Consider the following 16,113-nt stretch of genomic DNA (forward strand, 5'->3'; position numbering starts at 1 on the left):
CCATCATTCTGGCAGGGTGGGGTAGGTACCCCACCACCCTGAACCGGGTGCTGCCCAGAGGAACGGTCGAATGGGCTTCTGGGACAAGCTGAAGTCGATGCTCGGCCTGGGCGGGGCCGAGCAGGGCGAGCGAGCGCCGGGTGGGACCGAGGCCGAGCAGGCCCAGGGGGCGCAGGCCGGGCCCGCGGCCGCCGCGCAGCCGGCCGCCCGCGCCGGGCAGCCCCGCGCCGCGGCGGCGGGCGCGAAGCCGCGCCCTGCGGACCCCTACGCCGCTGGCGGGATCCTCGGCCTCTCCGCGGACGAGCTGCGCAAGCGCGCGCTCAAGATCAACCCGCGCATGACGGCCTGGATCGGCCGCGTGGACACGATCCCGCCGCAGAGCGACGAGCGCACCGCCCTCATCGATCGGGGCCTCATCCTGCGCGGCCTGCTCACCGAGGCGCAGATCGCCGAGATCCACCGCATCGGCGATCTCTGGCTCAGGCACAAGGACGCCGCGTCGCTCGCCGGCGCCGCCGCGGCGCGCTCGGCCGACGAGGCGATCGAGCGGCTCAAGCGCGAGAAGCTCGCCCGCAAGGAGGAGAAGCGGCGCCAGAGCGCCGAGCGCAAGCGGCAGCGCGCCGAGGCGGTGGCCCGCCGCCGGGCCGAGGACATCATTTTCCTTGGCACCGATGTCTCGGCGGGCCTCGCGGACCGGCGCTCGCACGTCGAGTCGCTCGCCCAGCGCGGGTTGCCCGTGCTGTCCACTCCGGCCGACCTGGCCGCTGCCCTCGGCGTCCCCGTCCCGCGGCTGCGCTGGCTCTGCTTTCATGGCGAGGCCGTCGAGCGTCCGCACTACGTGTACTTCGACGTCCCGAAGCGCTCGGGCGGGATGAGGCAGCTCGCGGCGCCCCACGCCTCGCTGGCCGCGGCGCAGGCGTGGGTCCTGCGCGAGATCCTGGAGAAGCTGCCCGTCGAGGAGCCCGCGCACGGCTTCGTGAAGGGCCGCTCCACGGTCACCAACGCGCGCCCGCACACGCGCCGCGATGTGGTCGTGAACCTCGACCTGTCCGATTTCTTCCCGACCATCACGTTCCCGCGGGTACGCGGCGTCTTCCATCGGCTCGGCTACTCCCCGGCGGTGGCCACGCTCCTCGCCCTGCTCTGCACCGAGCCGCCGCGGCGGCCGGTCGAGTACGACGGGCAGCGCTACTGGGTCGCGGTCGGCGATCGCGCCCTGCCGCAGGGCGCCTGCACGAGCCCGGCGATCTCGAACCAGGTCGCGCGGAAGCTCGATCGCCGCCTCGCCGGCATGTGCGCCCGCGCGGGCTTCACGTACACGCGGTATGCGGACGACCTCACCTTCTCTGCGCCACCGGGCAAGCGCGGCGATATGGCGATGCTGCTGGCCCGCGTCCGCCACATCGTCGAGGAGGAGGGCTTCGCCATCAATCCGGCGAAGGGCCGTATCCAGCGCGCCGGCGGTCGGCAGGTGGTGACGGGCGTCGTGGTCAACGACAAGCCCTCTGCGCCGCGCGAGGAGGTGCGCCGCCTGCGCGCGATCCTCCACGCGGCGAAGAAGACCGGCCTCGCCGCCCAGAACCGCCAGGGCGTGCCGGACTTCGAGGCGCACCTGCGCGGCAGGATCGCCTATGTGCAGATGATCGACCGCGAGCGGGCCGCGCCGCTCCTGTCGGCCCTCGACGCGCTCACGGGGTGATAGCTGGGCGCATCTTCGTGCGCTACGGGCTCAGTTGCATCGTTCGGCTCGCCGCGGCGTACTTTCGTAGGCCGGCGGCGCGCCGCCGGACGAAGAGGATCTGGTCGAAGGCGACGACGCGCCGGTCTGAGCCCAGAGCGCCCTGATCGGATCCGAGCATCGACCGAGGGCTCAGGCTGCAACCTGGGCCCTCTTCCCTTTTGTCACCCCCTTGCCGGTGACTTTACGGGCGGCCCCTCGCCGGCGGCCAGCTCGCATCCATTTCCCGTGGATTCCCCTGGATCTGCGTGGCCAGCCCACGTGCTCCTCGGCCGAGCAATGTCCTACCGCTTTCGTGAGGATGCTTGCAGCTAGAGAACGTGCGGGCGAGCGTGCGCGGGCGAGAAAAATCTCGGGGTGGAGGCAATGAGATGAGGACGGTGCGATTGGCGACGATCGTTGGGGCGGCCCTTGCCGCCCTGGTGCTTGGTGCGACGGCGCCCGGGTGCCTGTGGGATCGCGAGGAGCCCCTGAGCGGGAGGATCTGCGCGATACCGAATACCGGTGTTGTCGCGCACTGCGTCGACGCGAGCGAGGGCCCGGCCAGCGCGTGGAACAAGGCCGAAGCGGACGGCGAGCTGCCGATATTCATGTGGGCATGGTGGTCGGGTCGGGTGACGCCCGAGGAGCTCATCGCGAACGAGGCGGAGCTCGGAGCCTGGTTCGACACCATCGATCGGGTCGTGTCCTATGTGCGCGACGAGAGGAAGCACGCCGAGTCGCTCCGGGCGACGCTCCATGGCGAGCTCGGTAAGCTGCTCCGGCTGATCAGGGATAGCCAGGAGGAGGCCCTCCAGGCAGAGCCGATCCATGCGGCCGACAACTTCAACGAGGCGATGACCGGCAAGGCGAGCGCCGAGCGGGAGCCCCTCGCCGCAGCGATCGTGGCGGACAAGCTGGCGATGGCCGCCGTGCAGGCCGTCCTCGATCGAGCCAGGGACGAGGGCGCGCCGCTGCAATCCAGGTACGCGGGCGCGGCGGCGCGCTTCGCCGCCTACCGCGCGACCGAGGCGGCGGAGACGGCGGCGTACGCGGCGCTCTCGGCGCAGGCATCGCGATCGATGATCGACGAGCTCGACGGCGTGGAGCAGGCGGTGCTCGCGGCGGCGCGCGAGGCGAGCCGCGCGCCCAGCGAGCTCGCCGCGGAGGTGATGAGGCTGTCGGCGGAGCTCCAGGCGCTTGCGGTCTCGTTCGACGAGGCAATCGCGCCGCATAAGGAAGTCCTTGCGACACACGGCTCGGTGGTGCCGGACATGACATCGGGGGCGCTGCGGTCGCTGAGCGCGATGCTGGGGTATGTGCAGCGGCGGGTCGCCCGGAGCGACGCGACCGCGACGGCGCTGCTCGGCGGGATCGCGCTGCGCCGGCAGGCGCTCCGCGCGCTGCAGATGGATGAGGGGGCGCGCGAGGCGAGCGCGCGGTCGCGGATCCGCCGGGCCTCGGAGGTGTTCAGCGAGGGAGCGCGCGCGCGGGCGGCGGCGCTGTCGGCGGCGCCGCCGATGAGCGAGAAGGTCGGGCTGCCGCTCTTGGCCGAGCGGTGCGGGGAGCTCTTGGCGCTGGTGCAGATGCGGCCGCTCTGCGAGGCGGCGTCGTCCTCGTGGCGAGAGGCGGGGTGCGCGGCGCTCCGAGGGCGGTTCGACGCCGCGGAGGCCGAGCTCAGGACGGGCTTGCCGCAGACGATCGCGGCGGGCCTCGCGGCGCTGCGGGAGAGGGGGATGGGCGCGGCGGAGCTCGATGCGGCTCAGGCGAGGCTCGACGCGGGTGACGTGAAGGGCGCCGCGATCGCGTATGACGCCGCCGTGCGCGGCGCGGAGGGGACATGAGAAGCTCGAAGGAGGTCGCGCGGCGCGGCCGGAGCTTCGTGGTGGTCCAGAAGCTCGTCGCGCTTGTCACGGCGCTGGCGGTGCTGGCGCCGTCGTTCGCGTGGGCCGGCACGCCGTACACCATCCTCTGGAGCAACCGCCAGGACGTCGACTCGTGCGCGAGCGGCGAGCTGGAGACGGAGGGTGACGCCCTCTTCGAGGTGAACCAGACGCCCCTGTCCACCTACGGGATCCCGGGCGCGCTGCAGGTCGAAGGCGACGGCTCTCGGAGCAACACGCTCGAGGCGGGGTTCGACTCGGTGCTGCTCCTCACGGGGGCCAACCAGTTCGACTTCGGGGTCCACACCGTCAACGGGGGCAACTGGTGTACCCACGCGCACGACGTGGTGCACCTCGTCTCGGAGCCGCTCGGGCTGAACAAGCCGCTCTTCGACATCCGCCGCGATGGGACCGGCTTCAATGGCAGCACCGTCGCCGACCTCAGCCTCGCGGAGATCAACCCCGCGCTCGCGCGCGACATCGCGGACCTGGAGGTCGCGATCGGCAAGCTGATGGAGGCGATCCTCCGGAATGCCGCCAGGGTCGCGGACCTCCGGGCGCGGATGGATCTGCTGCGGCAGCTCGATACCGAGCTGCACGACCTGGTGAGCCGGCCGCTGGACGAGATCTCGCGGACCGATCTCGACGCGATCCTCGACCGCTACGAGGACGTGGTCGACCCGGCGACGCGGGCGGCGATGGAGCAGCTCGTCGACGACCTGAAGAAGAGCGTCAGCGACCTGGAGGACGAGCTCGGGCGGCTCATCGACGAGTTCGGTGCGCAGGCCGACGAGGTGGCGGACCTCGCGACGCAGGACGCGCGCGCCGAAGGGTGGAATCCCGATGATCCGCAGGCGTACGCGCTCGGGGAGAGCGAGGTGCCGGGGGTCGAAGTGCCGGACATTTCGGAGGTAGAGGGAGCGTTCGAGGAGGGGAGAGACCCGTACGCTGCGTATGCGGGCGGCGTGATCGCGGCGCTGGAGGCCGACGTGAGCGGCGACGTAGTGGTCGCGCGGGCGGACTTCGTGGCGAACGTGAGGGCGTGGCGAGCGAACAGCGCGGCGCTGGAGATCGCGCTGCGCGACCGGATGGGGGTGTCGCTGGCGGAGACAAACGCGTTCCTGAAGGCGCAGAATCGGATCACGGCGGTCGTGCGGCGGTACATGGATGCGTCGGACTGGTTCATCGACACGCCCATCCCGGCCGACCTGCGGGCGCAGGTGGACACGGTGCTGAAGCCGCGGTTCGATGCGCTCGCCGACCAGATGAAGGACAGCCTCAACCAGTGGACTGGCGACGGGCTCGACCTGGAGCAGACGCAGCTCTACCAGACGATCAGCGCGTTCGCGGGGGCGATGTCGATCGTCGGCGAGGGGTTCGAGGCGTATGCGGAGGTGATGCAGACGCTGGTGCACGCGACGACGCGCATCGGGGTGGGGTTCGTGCCGGTGGTGGGGCCGACGCTCGACCTGTGCGAGGCGGTGACGGGCAAGGCGTGGTGCTTGCCGTCGGGGGAGGAGCTCAGCGACGAGGAGCGGATCTTCTCGGGGCTGGGTTTCGGGCTCGGGGCGGTCGGGCCGATGTGGCGCGCGGTCAAGACCAGCAGCGGGCTGCGGCCGGCCGCGATCCGGGTGGCCGGGGAGATCGCCGAGATCGAGGAGGTTTTCGCCAAGATCGTGAAAACGAAACGCGTCCGGGGGTACAAGAACCTCCGCGGCGCGATCACCAAGCAGAAAAAATAGACATTTTCGAGAAGAAAGCGGCCAAGTTCCTGGTGGACGACGGCAGGTCGCTCGTCGGGGTCGGCGACGACGGGTGCGCACGGTGCTCGACATTCCGAGGGAGTCACGGACGGGTACCATCGAGGGGAAGGCGCCCGACTTCCTGTCGGTGTCCAGCGGGCACAAGCTCATCCTGAGCGAGGCGAAAGGCGGAACGATCAACGCTCGCGAGGTGCGCGCTCAGCTCTCGAACGCGATGGCGGCGCTGAGGGACAAGTGGGGGCTCGCTGGAGACGTACAGCGGGTCGAGCTCATCATGGAGCAAGGAGCGAAGTTCGACCCGAAGAAATTCACCGTCAAGGACGGCTACCTATTCGATTCGGACGCGCGCAAGAACGTCACGCTGGAGGGCTTCAACGAATTCATCATGGTGATCCGGCTATGAGCTATTCAGGACCTCACTTCCTCGCCTGGTGTGATGAGCCAGAACGGGTCGATGCGTTCGCGGCGGCGCTGTCCGCGCTGATGATTCCGGGGGATCTCATCGACCTGATGATGAGCGCGACTATAACGTGCAGGACACGATCCATTGACGACGTTCTTGCCACGGTTCGCGCCAACTTCGGAGGACAGAAGAGCGCTCACCTAGGATCCGGCGTGATGCTGCGGGAATCAGAGCGCGTCATGGTGTTCAGCCTCGCTTGCTACCCCGAAGACAGCGAAGATGACCATCCTTTCGGCCCTCTTGAGGCCAAGGCGGGCGAACGCAAGTGGGATTTCTACCCGTACGAGATCCCCGTGGGCAGGCGCCCCCGCTCCGTGGAGGCCGAGGCCGCGGCCGCCTACCACATGGTCCAAGGTGACGTTGAGGATCTCCTGCTCCGCCTCTGCGCGCCGGATGCGAGCGGGCGCGTGCCGACCGGCGCCTGCACGGGCGAGGAGGACTGGATCGCCCCGGTCGAGATGTGCGCGACGTACAACGCGAACGCCGCGGAGCTCGCGCGCGATCTGGCGCTCTCGTGGGTAAGCCTCCATCACAAGGAGAGCGTCTCGCGCATCGCAGGCACGTCGCTGGAGGCGCTCCGCGCGCGTGTCGACGCCGCGCCGCGCGGCGCGCGGGTGCCCATGAAAGGCACGAGCGAGCTCACGGACTCGCTCTCGCGCGAGACCGTGCTGAAGGTTCTCGCGACGCCGCCGGCCACGCTGCTCGAAGCGCTCGAGGCCGCGGCGGTGCCCGACGACGCGTGGCGCGCGGTCGAGCCGAAGGCACGCGAGCTCATGGAGCTACGCCGCCAGCTCGACGACGAAGCCGCGGGGGAGGTCCCACCCGCCTTCTGGGTAGACATCACGACGCGCGAGCACACCCGCTTCCTCGAAGAGCACGCCCCCTTCCACGTCCGGCGGCTCCCGAGCGGCGGCGTGCTGCTGGCCACGCACCCGTACCGCACGCTCTGGCCGCTCTGGGCCGATGCGCTCTTCGTGCTCGGCCTGATGTCGTGACGTCAAGCCAAGCAACACGCTCGGGAGGCCGTGACGCCATGGACCAGGATCAAGCCCAGCGAATGACGGCTGGGGCCGGCCGGCAAGAGGATCGCGATGGTGGCCGACCTGCTTCCGTGACGAAGGGAAACCAATGGTCCGTCAGCAATGTGTAAATGATGCAGCCATTCAGCTCAAGTCGGAGGGCACCGCGTCGTGAGTCGCGCAAGCAGCTATCGTACGCCGAGGGAGGAGCCCCTTCGCCTGTATGCGGCGTGCGCCGAGGAACACAGGGTCGACACGTTTGCGGCTGCTCTGTCCGCCCTCGTCATGCCGGGGTGGTTCGTCAGGCTCGCGATCCATCCGCTCGCCGGTCCCGATAGGTCTTACGCCGCGCTTTCCGTCGAGAAAGCCGTGGCAGTGGCTCGCTCGGCCTTCGGCACGGATGTGCGCATCGGAGCGAGCTTCTGGACCATGACGAGCTTCGGCCACGGCATCCCGCTCACCATCGGCTGCGCCGACGAGAAGCACGAGCGCCGGTCCCCGGACGGTCCTCTGAGCGCATCCAGCGGCGATTATCACGATCTGCTCCCAAACAGCATCGACGTGGCTGTCGGCGCCCGCTCCGTCGAGGTCGAAGCCGCGGTGATGTCGGTGCTTGTTCAGCAGGACATCAACGATTTCTTGATCCGTGTCTGCTCGAGCGAACACGTGACGACCGGCGGGTGCTCAGACCTCAATGCCTGGGGTCCACCGATCGAGCTCGCCGCAACATACCACGCGGACTCCTTCGTCGCGCGCGATCTCGCCCTGTCATGGGTGCACGTCCACGAGGGCTACAAGGTGGGGCGCGCCGCAGGCAACTCGCTCGATGCGCTCCGAGCGCGTGTCGAGGCCGCGCCGCGCGGGACGCGGATCGCGGTCGCGGGCACCGTCGCGCGCGCGCGCAAGCACGCCGAACTGGAGGATTCCGCAGAGAGGGAGAGGATGGGGCTGCTCGTGCGCGATGAACCCGATCCACGCGCGCGCTGGAGGAAGTCCATCGAGGTCACAGAGAGGGAGGACGCGCTGCGCGCGCGCGGCGAGGTTCTGCCGCTCGGCACGCGCGTCGCGCTCGCGGGCGACGCCGAGCTGACGCGCGAGCAAGTCCTTGCAGCGCTCTCCACGCGGCCGGCCACGCTGCTTGAAGCGCTCGAAGCCTCCGCTGTGCCGGACGACGCGTGGCGCGCGATCGAGCCGATCGCGCTCGAGACCATTCAGGCAGCGAAGGAGGGGGCGCCCACCGAGAACGTGATCGTGAATACGGGCGCACACACTCGATTCATCGAGCATCACGCCCCCTTCCACGTGCGCCGCCTGCCGAGGGGCGGCGTGGTGCTGGCCACGCACCCGTACCGCACGCTCTGGCCGCTCTGGGCCGACGCGCTCTTCGCGCTCGGCCTCATCTCCTGACGTAGGCTACACCATGAGGATGATCGAGCGATGAGAGAAGGGCCGTTTTTCTTCGCCTGGTGTGACGAGGCACAGCGGGTCGACGCGTTCGGCGCGGCGCTGTCGGCCCTCATCAAGGAGCCCCAGTACGGCATCCGCGCGATCATGGACCGCGACACGGAATGCAACACGACCTCCGTGGACGAGGTGGTCAGCATGCTCCGCGCTCACTTCGGGCGCACCGACGCCGAAGCCTACTTCGTCGCGTCGCTGAGCTACGAACACTTCGTCCATTGCATTCTTCGCTGCTTCACCGACAGGAGCGAACGCCTCAAGCCGATGGGCCCCATCCACATGCACGCCCGCGAGATCGAGGACTTTTGCCCCATGCACATGGACCTCGCCTTGGGGAGGGGCCCGCGCTCCGTGCAGGCCGAGGCCGTGCTCGCGTGGCACATGGCGCTGGAAGACATCGACGACGTCCTGCTCCGCCTCTGCGCGCCGGATGCGAGCGGGCGCGTCCCGACCGGCGGCTGCACGACGGCGCGAACCTGGCTCGCCCCGGTCGCCCTGTGCGCGACGTACAACGCAGACGCCCGCGACATCGCGCGCGATCTCGCCCTGTCGTGGCTGTGCCTCCATGACACGGAGAGGGTGTCGCGCATCGCGGGCCTGCCGTTAGAAGCGCTCCGCGCGCGGGTGGAAGCCGCGCCGCCTGGAGCGTGCGTCGCGCTGAGACATAGCAGCGGGCACTCGAGCTCGCTCTCCCGTGAAACCGTTCTCAAGGCGCTGGCGACGCCGCCCTCCGCCCTGCTCGAGGCGCTCGAAGCGGCGGCGGAGGTGCCCGATGGCGCGTGGCGCGCCGCAGAGCCGCGCGCGCGCGAGATCTACGAGCGGACGCTCCCGTTCAGAAGGCGCGACGGACAGGGCACGGAGACAGGCAACGGCTCGCCGCTCTCGCAGGTCGAGATCACCCTCGACCACTTCGAGTTCCTGGTCGATCACGCCCGGTTCCACGTCCGTCGCTTGCCGAGCGGCGGCGTGGTGCTGGCGACCCACCCCTACCGCACGCTCTGGCCGCTCTGGGCCGATGCGCTCCTCAGGCTCGGCCTGATGTCCTGACGCAGATCGTGCCCCCTTTCGCTTCTCCGGACTTCACACCCGGGCGAGCGAGCGGTTGGGCAGAGTCTCGGCTCCATGTGGGCTATCGCCCTCTGTTCCCTGCTGCCTGTCTGGAGACCTCGTAGGCCTGGTCCCAAGGTGGCACCTTGAACCAGAACAGGCATCAACGACAGACATCCGCGCACATCGTGCCGCGAGATTCGTCCAGCCTCGAAGCGTCTTCGTGTTACTATCCAGGACACATTCGTGGCGGGGGCATGCCACGCCGTGGGCTGTTGACCGGGCCTGACCGCGCCAGAGCACGTCTGACGTCAAGGGGAGTGATGCTGACGATCTCGGGTTATCAAGCGACCGACAAGATCTACGAGAGCGGCAGCTCGCGCGTCTACCGGGGCCAGCGCGCCGGAGACGGGCGCGCCGTGATCCTCAAGCTGCTGCGCTCGGACTATCCCAGCCAGACGGAGCTCACGCGCTACCGGCATGAATACGCGGTGCTCCGCGACCTGGATGTGCCGGGCGTCGTCCGGGCGCTCGACCTGTGCAGACACGAGAACGGGCTCCTCCTCGTCCTCGAGGATTTCGGCGGCCGCTCGCTGGCGCACCACCTCCACCACCTCCAGCGCCGCCCGTTCGACGCCGCGGACTTCGTCCGGCTTGCGATCCAGATCACGCGCGCCCTTCACGAAGTGCACAGAAGCGGAATCATACACAAGGATATCAATCCGTCCAATATCGTATTCAACCGCGAGACGGGCGCCGCCAAGATCATCGACTTCGGCATCTCGACGCGGCTCTCACGGGAAGAGCTCTCGATCAAGAGCCCCGCGGTGCTCGAGGGGACCCTCGCCTACATCTCTCCCGAGCAGACCGGTCGCATGAACCGGTCGCTCGACCATCGCACCGATTTCTACTCGCTCGGAGCCACCTTTTACGAGCTGCTCACGGGCGCGCCGCCCTTCAGCGCGACGGACGCCATGGAGCTCGTCCACTGCCACGTCGCGCGCGAGCCCGCCCCGCCGCGCGCGCGCTGTCCAGGCGTGCCGGAGGTCCTGTCGGACCTCGTGATGAAGCTCATGGCGAAGGCGGCCGAGGGCCGTTACCAGAGCGCGGCGGGCCTCCTTCACGACCTGGAGGAGTGCGAGCGGCGCCTCGCGGCCACGGGCGAGATCGCCCCGTTCCCGCTGGGCCGCGCCGACGCCTCCGGCGAGCTTCGCATCCCGCAGCAGCTCTACGGGCGCGAGCGCGAGGTGCAGGCGCTGCTCGAGGCGTTCGATCGCGCAGCGCGGGGCAGCGCCGAGCTGATGCTCATCGCAGGATACTCGGGGATCGGCAAGTCCGCGCTGGCGCACGAGCTGTACAAGCCCATCACCGAGGCGCGCGGGTATTTCGTCGCGGGCAAGTACGACCAGCTCCAGCGAAGCACCCCGTACACCGCGATCACCAGCGCGTTCCGCGACCTGGTGCGGCAGATCGTCGCCGAGCCCGAGGCGCAGTTCGCGCTGTGGCGCTCGAAGATCAAGGCCGCGCTCGGGGTGAACGGGCAGGTCCTCGTCGACGTGATCCCCGAGATCGAGCGCATCGTGGGCGACCAGCCGGCCGTCCCGGCGCTGGGGCCCGCCGAGTCCCAGAACCGCTTCGTGCGTGTCCTCCAGAACTTCGTCCGCGTGTTCTGCGACGCCGAGCGCCCGCTGGCCATCTTCCTCGACGACCTGCAGTGGGCCGACGCGGCGTCCCTCAGGGTCATCGAGCTCCTGATGACGGACGCGAAGCTGCGCGGCCTGCTCGTGATCGGCGCCTACCGCGACAACGAGGTCGGGGCCGCGCACCCGCTCTCGGCCGCGATCGCCGCGCTTCGACGGGAAGGGGCGGTCGGTCGGGTGCGCGAGATCTCTCCGGGGCCGCTCGGCACCGAGATGGTCTGCCGGATGCTCGCGGACGCGCTGCGCGCGGACGCCGCGGCGGTCATGCCGCTCGCGGCGCTGGTCGCGCGGAAGACGGGCGGCAATCCGTTCTTCGTCAACGAGTTCCTCCGCACGCTGCGCCACACCGGGTGCCTGCGGTACGACGCCGGGCTCGCGGCGTGGACGTGGGACGTCGAGCACATCGAGTCCAGGAACATCACGGACAACGTCGTCGACCTGATGATCGGCAAGCTCCGGGAGCTCCCCGAGGCCACGCAGCGAGCGCTCATGTCGGCGTCCTGCCTCGGCAACCGCTTCGACCTGGGCAGGCTCGCCGTCATCCGAGAGGAGACGCGCGGCGATGCCTACCGGCACCTCGTGCCCGCGCTGCAGGAGGGCCTCATCGTCCCGCTCTCCCCGATGGAGTCCGCGGCTCCCGACGATCTCGCCGCGCCGCTCGTCTTCCCGGACTACAGGTTCCTCCACGATCGCGTCCAGCAGGCCGCGTACGCCATGATCGAGGACCACGAGCGCAGCGGCCTCCACGCCGACATCGGCCGGCTCCTCCTGCGGAGCCTGGCCGGGCGCGCCCCCGAGGAGAAGGTCTTCGACGTCGTCTACCACCTGAACCGCGGCGCCGACCTGCTGAGCGACGCCGCGGAGCAGCGGCGCCTCGCGGAGCTGAACCTCCTCGCGGGCCGGCGCGCGCTGCTCTCCGCCGCCTTCGACGCGGCGCGCGGCTACTTCGCCCGAGGCCTCTCGCTCCTGCCCGCGAGCGCATGGCAGGACGATCCTGTGCTGATGAGCGCGCTCCACGTCGGCGCGGCCGAGGCGGCGTGCATGAACGCCGACTGGGGCGCGATGAAGGAGCTCGTCGACGCCGCCCTGTGCGAGATCCACGACGTCATCCACAGGAGCAAGCTCTACGAGCTCCTGATCCTCTATCACCACACCCAGGCGGAGTTCCGGAAGGCCGTGGACATCGCCGTGGAGGCGCTCGCGCAGCTCGGAGAGACGTTCCCGGCGAGCCCCGGCATGCAGGAGTTCCTCGACGCCTACACGAAGACGACGAAGCAGGTCGCCGAGATCGGCCTCGAGCGCCTCGGCCAGCTCGCCCCGATGACGGAGGCGCCGAAGCAAGCCGCGCTCGTGATCCTCCGGCGCGCGATCCATGCGTCCTACTTCGCCGCGCCGGAGATGCTCGGGCTCTTCATATGCCGCGCGCTCGACCTGACGATGGATCACGGCGAGTCGCCGCTCTCGTCCTATGCGTTCGCGGCGTTCAGCGTGCTCGTCAACGCCGGCGTTGGCGACATCGCGACGGGATCCCAGTTCGGTGAGCTGGCCATCGCGGTGCACCGGCGCCGGGACGAGCCGTTCTACAAGGCGAGCGTCTACAACTTCTACTACGGGCTCTCGCGGCACTTCTACCGTCCGGCCCGCGAGAGCCAGGCGCCGCTCATCGAAGGATACCTGAGCTACGCGGAGAACGGCGACGCCGAGAGCGCCGCGTACTGCCTGATCAACGCCTTCGTCTGCGGCGCCGTCTCCGGGCAGAACCTCATGGACCTCGAGTCGATGTTCGACAGGTACATCGAGGAGGTGTTCAGGTTCAAGCAAGAGCAGGTCATCAACCAGCTCAGCGTGTGGCGGCAGGTCATCCGGAACCTCACCGGCAGGTCCGAGCGCGCGGCGAAGATCGAGGGAGAGTTCTTCGACGCCGAGCAGGCGCTGCCGGGTCTCTACGCGACAAAGAACTTCAACACCGTCAATTACATTCATACGGCGCAGGCCATGCTCTATTTCGTGTTTGGCGAATACGAGCTCGCCTACAAGCACGCTGCCGAGACGGAGCCGACCCTCGGCGCGAGCACGGGCAAGGTGTTCACGCCGCTGCACACCTTCTATTACTCGCTTGCCATGACCGCGCTCTACCCGGCGGCCTCGCCGGAGGACAAGGCGCGCTACCGCGCGAAGCTGTCGGAGAACCAGGCGAAGCTCAAGGCGCTGTCCGCGACGTGCGCCAGCAACTTCCTGCACCGGTACCTGCTCGTGGAGGCCGAGCTCGCGCGGCTCGACGGCCGCGCGGCCGAGGCCCTCGACCTGTACGACCGCGCGATCGCGTCCGCCTCGGAGCACGACTACGTGAACGAGGCCGCGGTGGCCTGCGAGCTGGCGGGGCGGTTCTGGCTCGCGCAGGGGAGAGAGAAGCTCGCGCGCGTGTACCTCGCTGACGCGAGTTACCACTACAAACGCTGGGGCGCCGTCCGCAAGGCGGAGGACCTGGAGGAGCGGTATCCGCAGCTCGTCGCGCGCGAGGCGCACCCTCCGCCATCCTCCGAGATCGCGCCCTCGCGGACGTTCGTCACGACGACCTCGCTCGGCGCATCGCGCCTCGATCTACGGACGGTCCTGAAGGCGGCGCAGGCGATCTCCGGGGAGATCGTGCTCGACAGGCTCCTCGCCAAGCTCCTGTCGGTCGCCATGGAGAACGCCGGCGCCCAGCGCGGCTGCCTCGTCCTCCGGGACAGCGACGGCCTGCGGATCGAGGCCGAGGTCGACTGGACGGACGGCCGCGACGACACACGCTTCCCGGGGTTGCCCCTCGACAAGGCCGCGGCGCACGATCGCCCGCTCGTCTGGGCCGCTGTCGTGCAGTACGTCGCGCGGACGGGCCAGTGCGTCGTCCTCTCCGACGCCTCGATAGACCGGCAGTTCCAGCGCGACGACTACGTCGCGCAGCGCTGTCCGAGGTCGGTCCTGTGCACGCCCATCGTCCACCATAACGACCTTTACGGCGCCATCTACCTCGAGAACAACACGGCGACCGGGACGTTCACCCAGGATCGGCTGGAGCTCCTCTCGATGCTGTCCTCGCAGATGGCGATCTCCATCGAGAACGCGAAGCTCTACACGGGCGTGGAGCAGAAGGTCCGCGAGCGCACGGCGGAGCTCCAGCAGGCCCACGCGACGATCGTCCGGCTGGAGCGGGAGGCGGTCGAGAACCAGATGGCGGGCGGCTTCGCGCACGAGATGCGCAACGCCCTCTCGGGGGCCGCCATGGTGCTCGAGTCCGTGACCCAGGGCGGCGAGACGCTGTGCGCGAAGAACGCAGCCCGGCTCGGCGAGCTCTTCGACTTGCTCAAGGGCGACATCCCGGAGGGAAAGATCAAGGCGGCCATCGCCTATCTGGGCGAGCTCGAGGAGGCCGAGGAGACGCTCGACAGCGTGCTCCGCATGGTGGGCGACTGCACGGAGCGCGCGCTGAGCGTCACGAACAGGATCCTGGAGTACTCGAAGCTCGGCGTCGCGCTCGCCGGCGACGAGGTCGTGAGCCTCCGCCGCGTCATCGAGTCGGTTGCGGCGCGGCACCGCGACGAGTTCGCGCGCCAGGGCGTTTCGGTCGAGCTCGATCTCCGGGGCGGCTCGGTGGTCGTCGGGTACGAGTCCCACTTCGACTCCATCGTGAGCAACATCGTCCTGAACGCGCGCGACGCGCTGCTCCTTGTCGGCGACGGCCGCGGCCGGCGGATGCGGGTCGAGACGATTGACGAGGGGGAGCTCCAGGTCATCACCATCAGCGATAACGCGGACGGGATCTCGTCCGAGGATCTCTCGAAGATCTTCCAGCCGTTCTTCTCGACGAAGCCGACGACCGGCGTGGGCCTGGGGCTCAGCTTCGTCTCCCGCCTCGTCGCGATGTACCGCGGGACGATCGACGTCGAGAGCGCCGCCGAGCGCGGGACGACGTTCGTCGTCCGGCTTCCGCGCGCGGCGCCCCACGAGCGACCGCAGCCGGCCGGCGGGCCCGTCGGCTGGAACGATCTCAACCTCTCCGGGAATTGAAAGGAGGCGCCAAGATGACATCGGCGAAATTCACCAGGCGCTTCCGCGAAGCTTCGGACGAGGCGCCGGAGGAGCCTGGCAAGGAGCGGCCGATCGTGGTCGTGATCGACGACGACCCGCGGATGCGGTCCGCGCTCGCGTTCACGATGCGGCATGACTACGACGTCCGACTGTACGCGAGCGCGCAGGAGGGCATCGCCGCGATGACGGAGATGGTCAGCCTGGTCATCCTGGATATCCGCATGCCGGGCATCGACGGGCTCACTGCCTACCTGAAGATCAAGGCGCTGTTCCCGAAGGTGCCCATCATCTTCTACACCGCGTTCCAGGACATCCTGGAGAAGCAAGACCTGCTCTCGACCCACAAGGCGTTCGGCTATTTCGACAAGAATGGCGACGTGTCAGGGCTCATGGCGGCGGTCGAGAAGGCCGTCCAGCATCACAGCCTGGTCTCCAGCATGGCGAGCGCGCAGAAGCTCGTGCGCGGGATCATGCCCCCTGACGCGAGCTGATCAGTTGCCGGCGTGCCGCCGCGCGCGCGGCAGCTCGACCGTGAACGTCGCGCCCTCGCCCAGGCGGCTCTCCACGCGGACCGCGCCGCCCATCGCCTCCGCCGCCTCGCGCACGATCCAGAGCCCCAGCCCGAACCCGCTGTCATGGCGCGACGTCGTCGCCCGCTGAAAGCAGCGGAAGATCCGCTCGTGATGCTTCCGTCGCCCTCCGCTCCGTGACGTCGGCGCAGATCATGAGCAGGGTGGTGACGCGGCCGCCGCGCAGGATGGGGCTGACCCTCGCCTCATAGCGCGCCGCCTGGCCGTACTCGCTGGGGATCGTGCACTCGAAGCTGTCGGGCGCCCCCGACCGCACGACGCGCTCGACGCAGGAGCGGGCCGCCTCGCGCGTCTCCGGCGCGATGTGCTCGTAGATGCTCGTCCGCAGCAGGGCGTCGTTTCTCGGCGCGAGGAGCGCGCCGGCGGGTGGCGAAACGCCGCGCGCGCCACTACGCAAACCTC

General features: G+C 69.4%; 11 protein-coding genes. 9 read left to right on the forward strand and 2 right to left on the reverse strand.

The window, feature by feature from the left end; all coding sequences use genetic code 11:
- The first annotated feature begins 70 nt into the window (after positions 1–70).
- The 9 genes from POL72_RS47225 to POL72_RS47265 all read left to right on the forward strand — a co-directional run bounded on the left by POL72_RS47225 (position 71) and on the right by POL72_RS47265 (position 15,612).
- The gene (locus POL72_RS47225; RefSeq protein WP_272103649.1) at positions 71–1,699 is read left to right on the forward strand and encodes a reverse transcriptase family protein; all 1,629 of its coding nucleotides are present in this window, start codon (positions 71–73) and stop codon (positions 1,697–1,699) included.
- A 419-nt stretch (positions 1,700–2,118) separates the two neighbouring features.
- Positions 2,119–3,561, forward strand: coding sequence for a hypothetical protein (locus POL72_RS47230; RefSeq protein WP_272103881.1), 1,443 nt, complete (start codon positions 2,119–2,121; stop codon positions 3,559–3,561).
- Positions 3,558–5,342, forward strand: coding sequence for a hypothetical protein (locus POL72_RS47235; RefSeq protein ID WP_272103651.1), 1,785 nt, complete (start codon positions 3,558–3,560; stop codon positions 5,340–5,342). Before POL72_RS47230 ends, POL72_RS47235 begins: the two co-directional genes overlap by 4 nt.
- 82 nt (positions 5,343–5,424) lie before the next feature.
- Positions 5,425–5,766 carry a hypothetical protein gene (locus tag POL72_RS47240; protein ID WP_272103652.1) on the forward strand — a complete coding sequence of 114 codons (342 nt, stop codon included), beginning with the start codon at positions 5,425–5,427 and terminating at the stop codon, positions 5,764–5,766.
- Positions 5,763–6,821: a hypothetical protein gene (locus POL72_RS47245; protein WP_272103654.1), complete on the forward strand. Its 1,059-nt coding sequence runs from the start codon at positions 5,763–5,765 to the stop codon at positions 6,819–6,821. The genes POL72_RS47240 and POL72_RS47245 overlap by 4 nt, the downstream gene beginning before the upstream one ends.
- A gap of 309 nt (positions 6,822–7,130) precedes the next feature.
- Positions 7,131–8,252, forward strand: coding sequence for a hypothetical protein (locus tag POL72_RS47250; RefSeq protein ID WP_272103883.1), 1,122 nt, complete (start codon positions 7,131–7,133; stop codon positions 8,250–8,252).
- 30 nt (positions 8,253–8,282) lie between these two features.
- Positions 8,283–9,353, forward strand: coding sequence for a hypothetical protein (locus POL72_RS47255; RefSeq protein WP_272103656.1), 1,071 nt, complete (start codon positions 8,283–8,285; stop codon positions 9,351–9,353).
- Positions 9,354–9,676: 323 nt separating this feature from the next.
- Complete coding sequence (locus POL72_RS47260) at positions 9,677–15,100, forward strand: trifunctional serine/threonine-protein kinase/ATP-binding protein/sensor histidine kinase (protein WP_272103657.1); 5,424 nt, start codon at positions 9,677–9,679, stop codon at positions 15,098–15,100.
- A gap of 14 nt (positions 15,101–15,114) precedes the next feature.
- The gene (locus POL72_RS47265; RefSeq protein WP_272103658.1) at positions 15,115–15,612 is read left to right on the forward strand and encodes a response regulator; all 498 of its coding nucleotides are present in this window, start codon (positions 15,115–15,117) and stop codon (positions 15,610–15,612) included.
- Here POL72_RS47265 and POL72_RS47270 read toward each other — a convergent pair whose 3' ends face one another.
- Together POL72_RS47270 and POL72_RS47275 are read right to left on the reverse strand one after the other, a co-directional pair.
- On the reverse strand, positions 15,613–15,795 hold the full coding sequence (locus POL72_RS47270; RefSeq protein ID WP_272103884.1) for a sensor histidine kinase: 183 nt from the start codon (positions 15,793–15,795) through the stop codon (positions 15,613–15,615).
- Positions 15,755–16,108, reverse strand: coding sequence for a PAS domain S-box protein (locus tag POL72_RS47275; protein ID WP_272103659.1), 354 nt, complete (start codon positions 16,106–16,108; stop codon positions 15,755–15,757). The genes POL72_RS47270 and POL72_RS47275 overlap by 41 nt, the downstream gene beginning before the upstream one ends.
- Positions 16,109–16,113: the final 5 nt, after the last annotated feature.

It is taken from the genome of Sorangium aterium, assembly GCF_028368935.1.
GTDB classification, from domain to species: Bacteria; Myxococcota_A; Polyangia; order Polyangiales; family Polyangiaceae; genus Sorangium; species Sorangium atrum.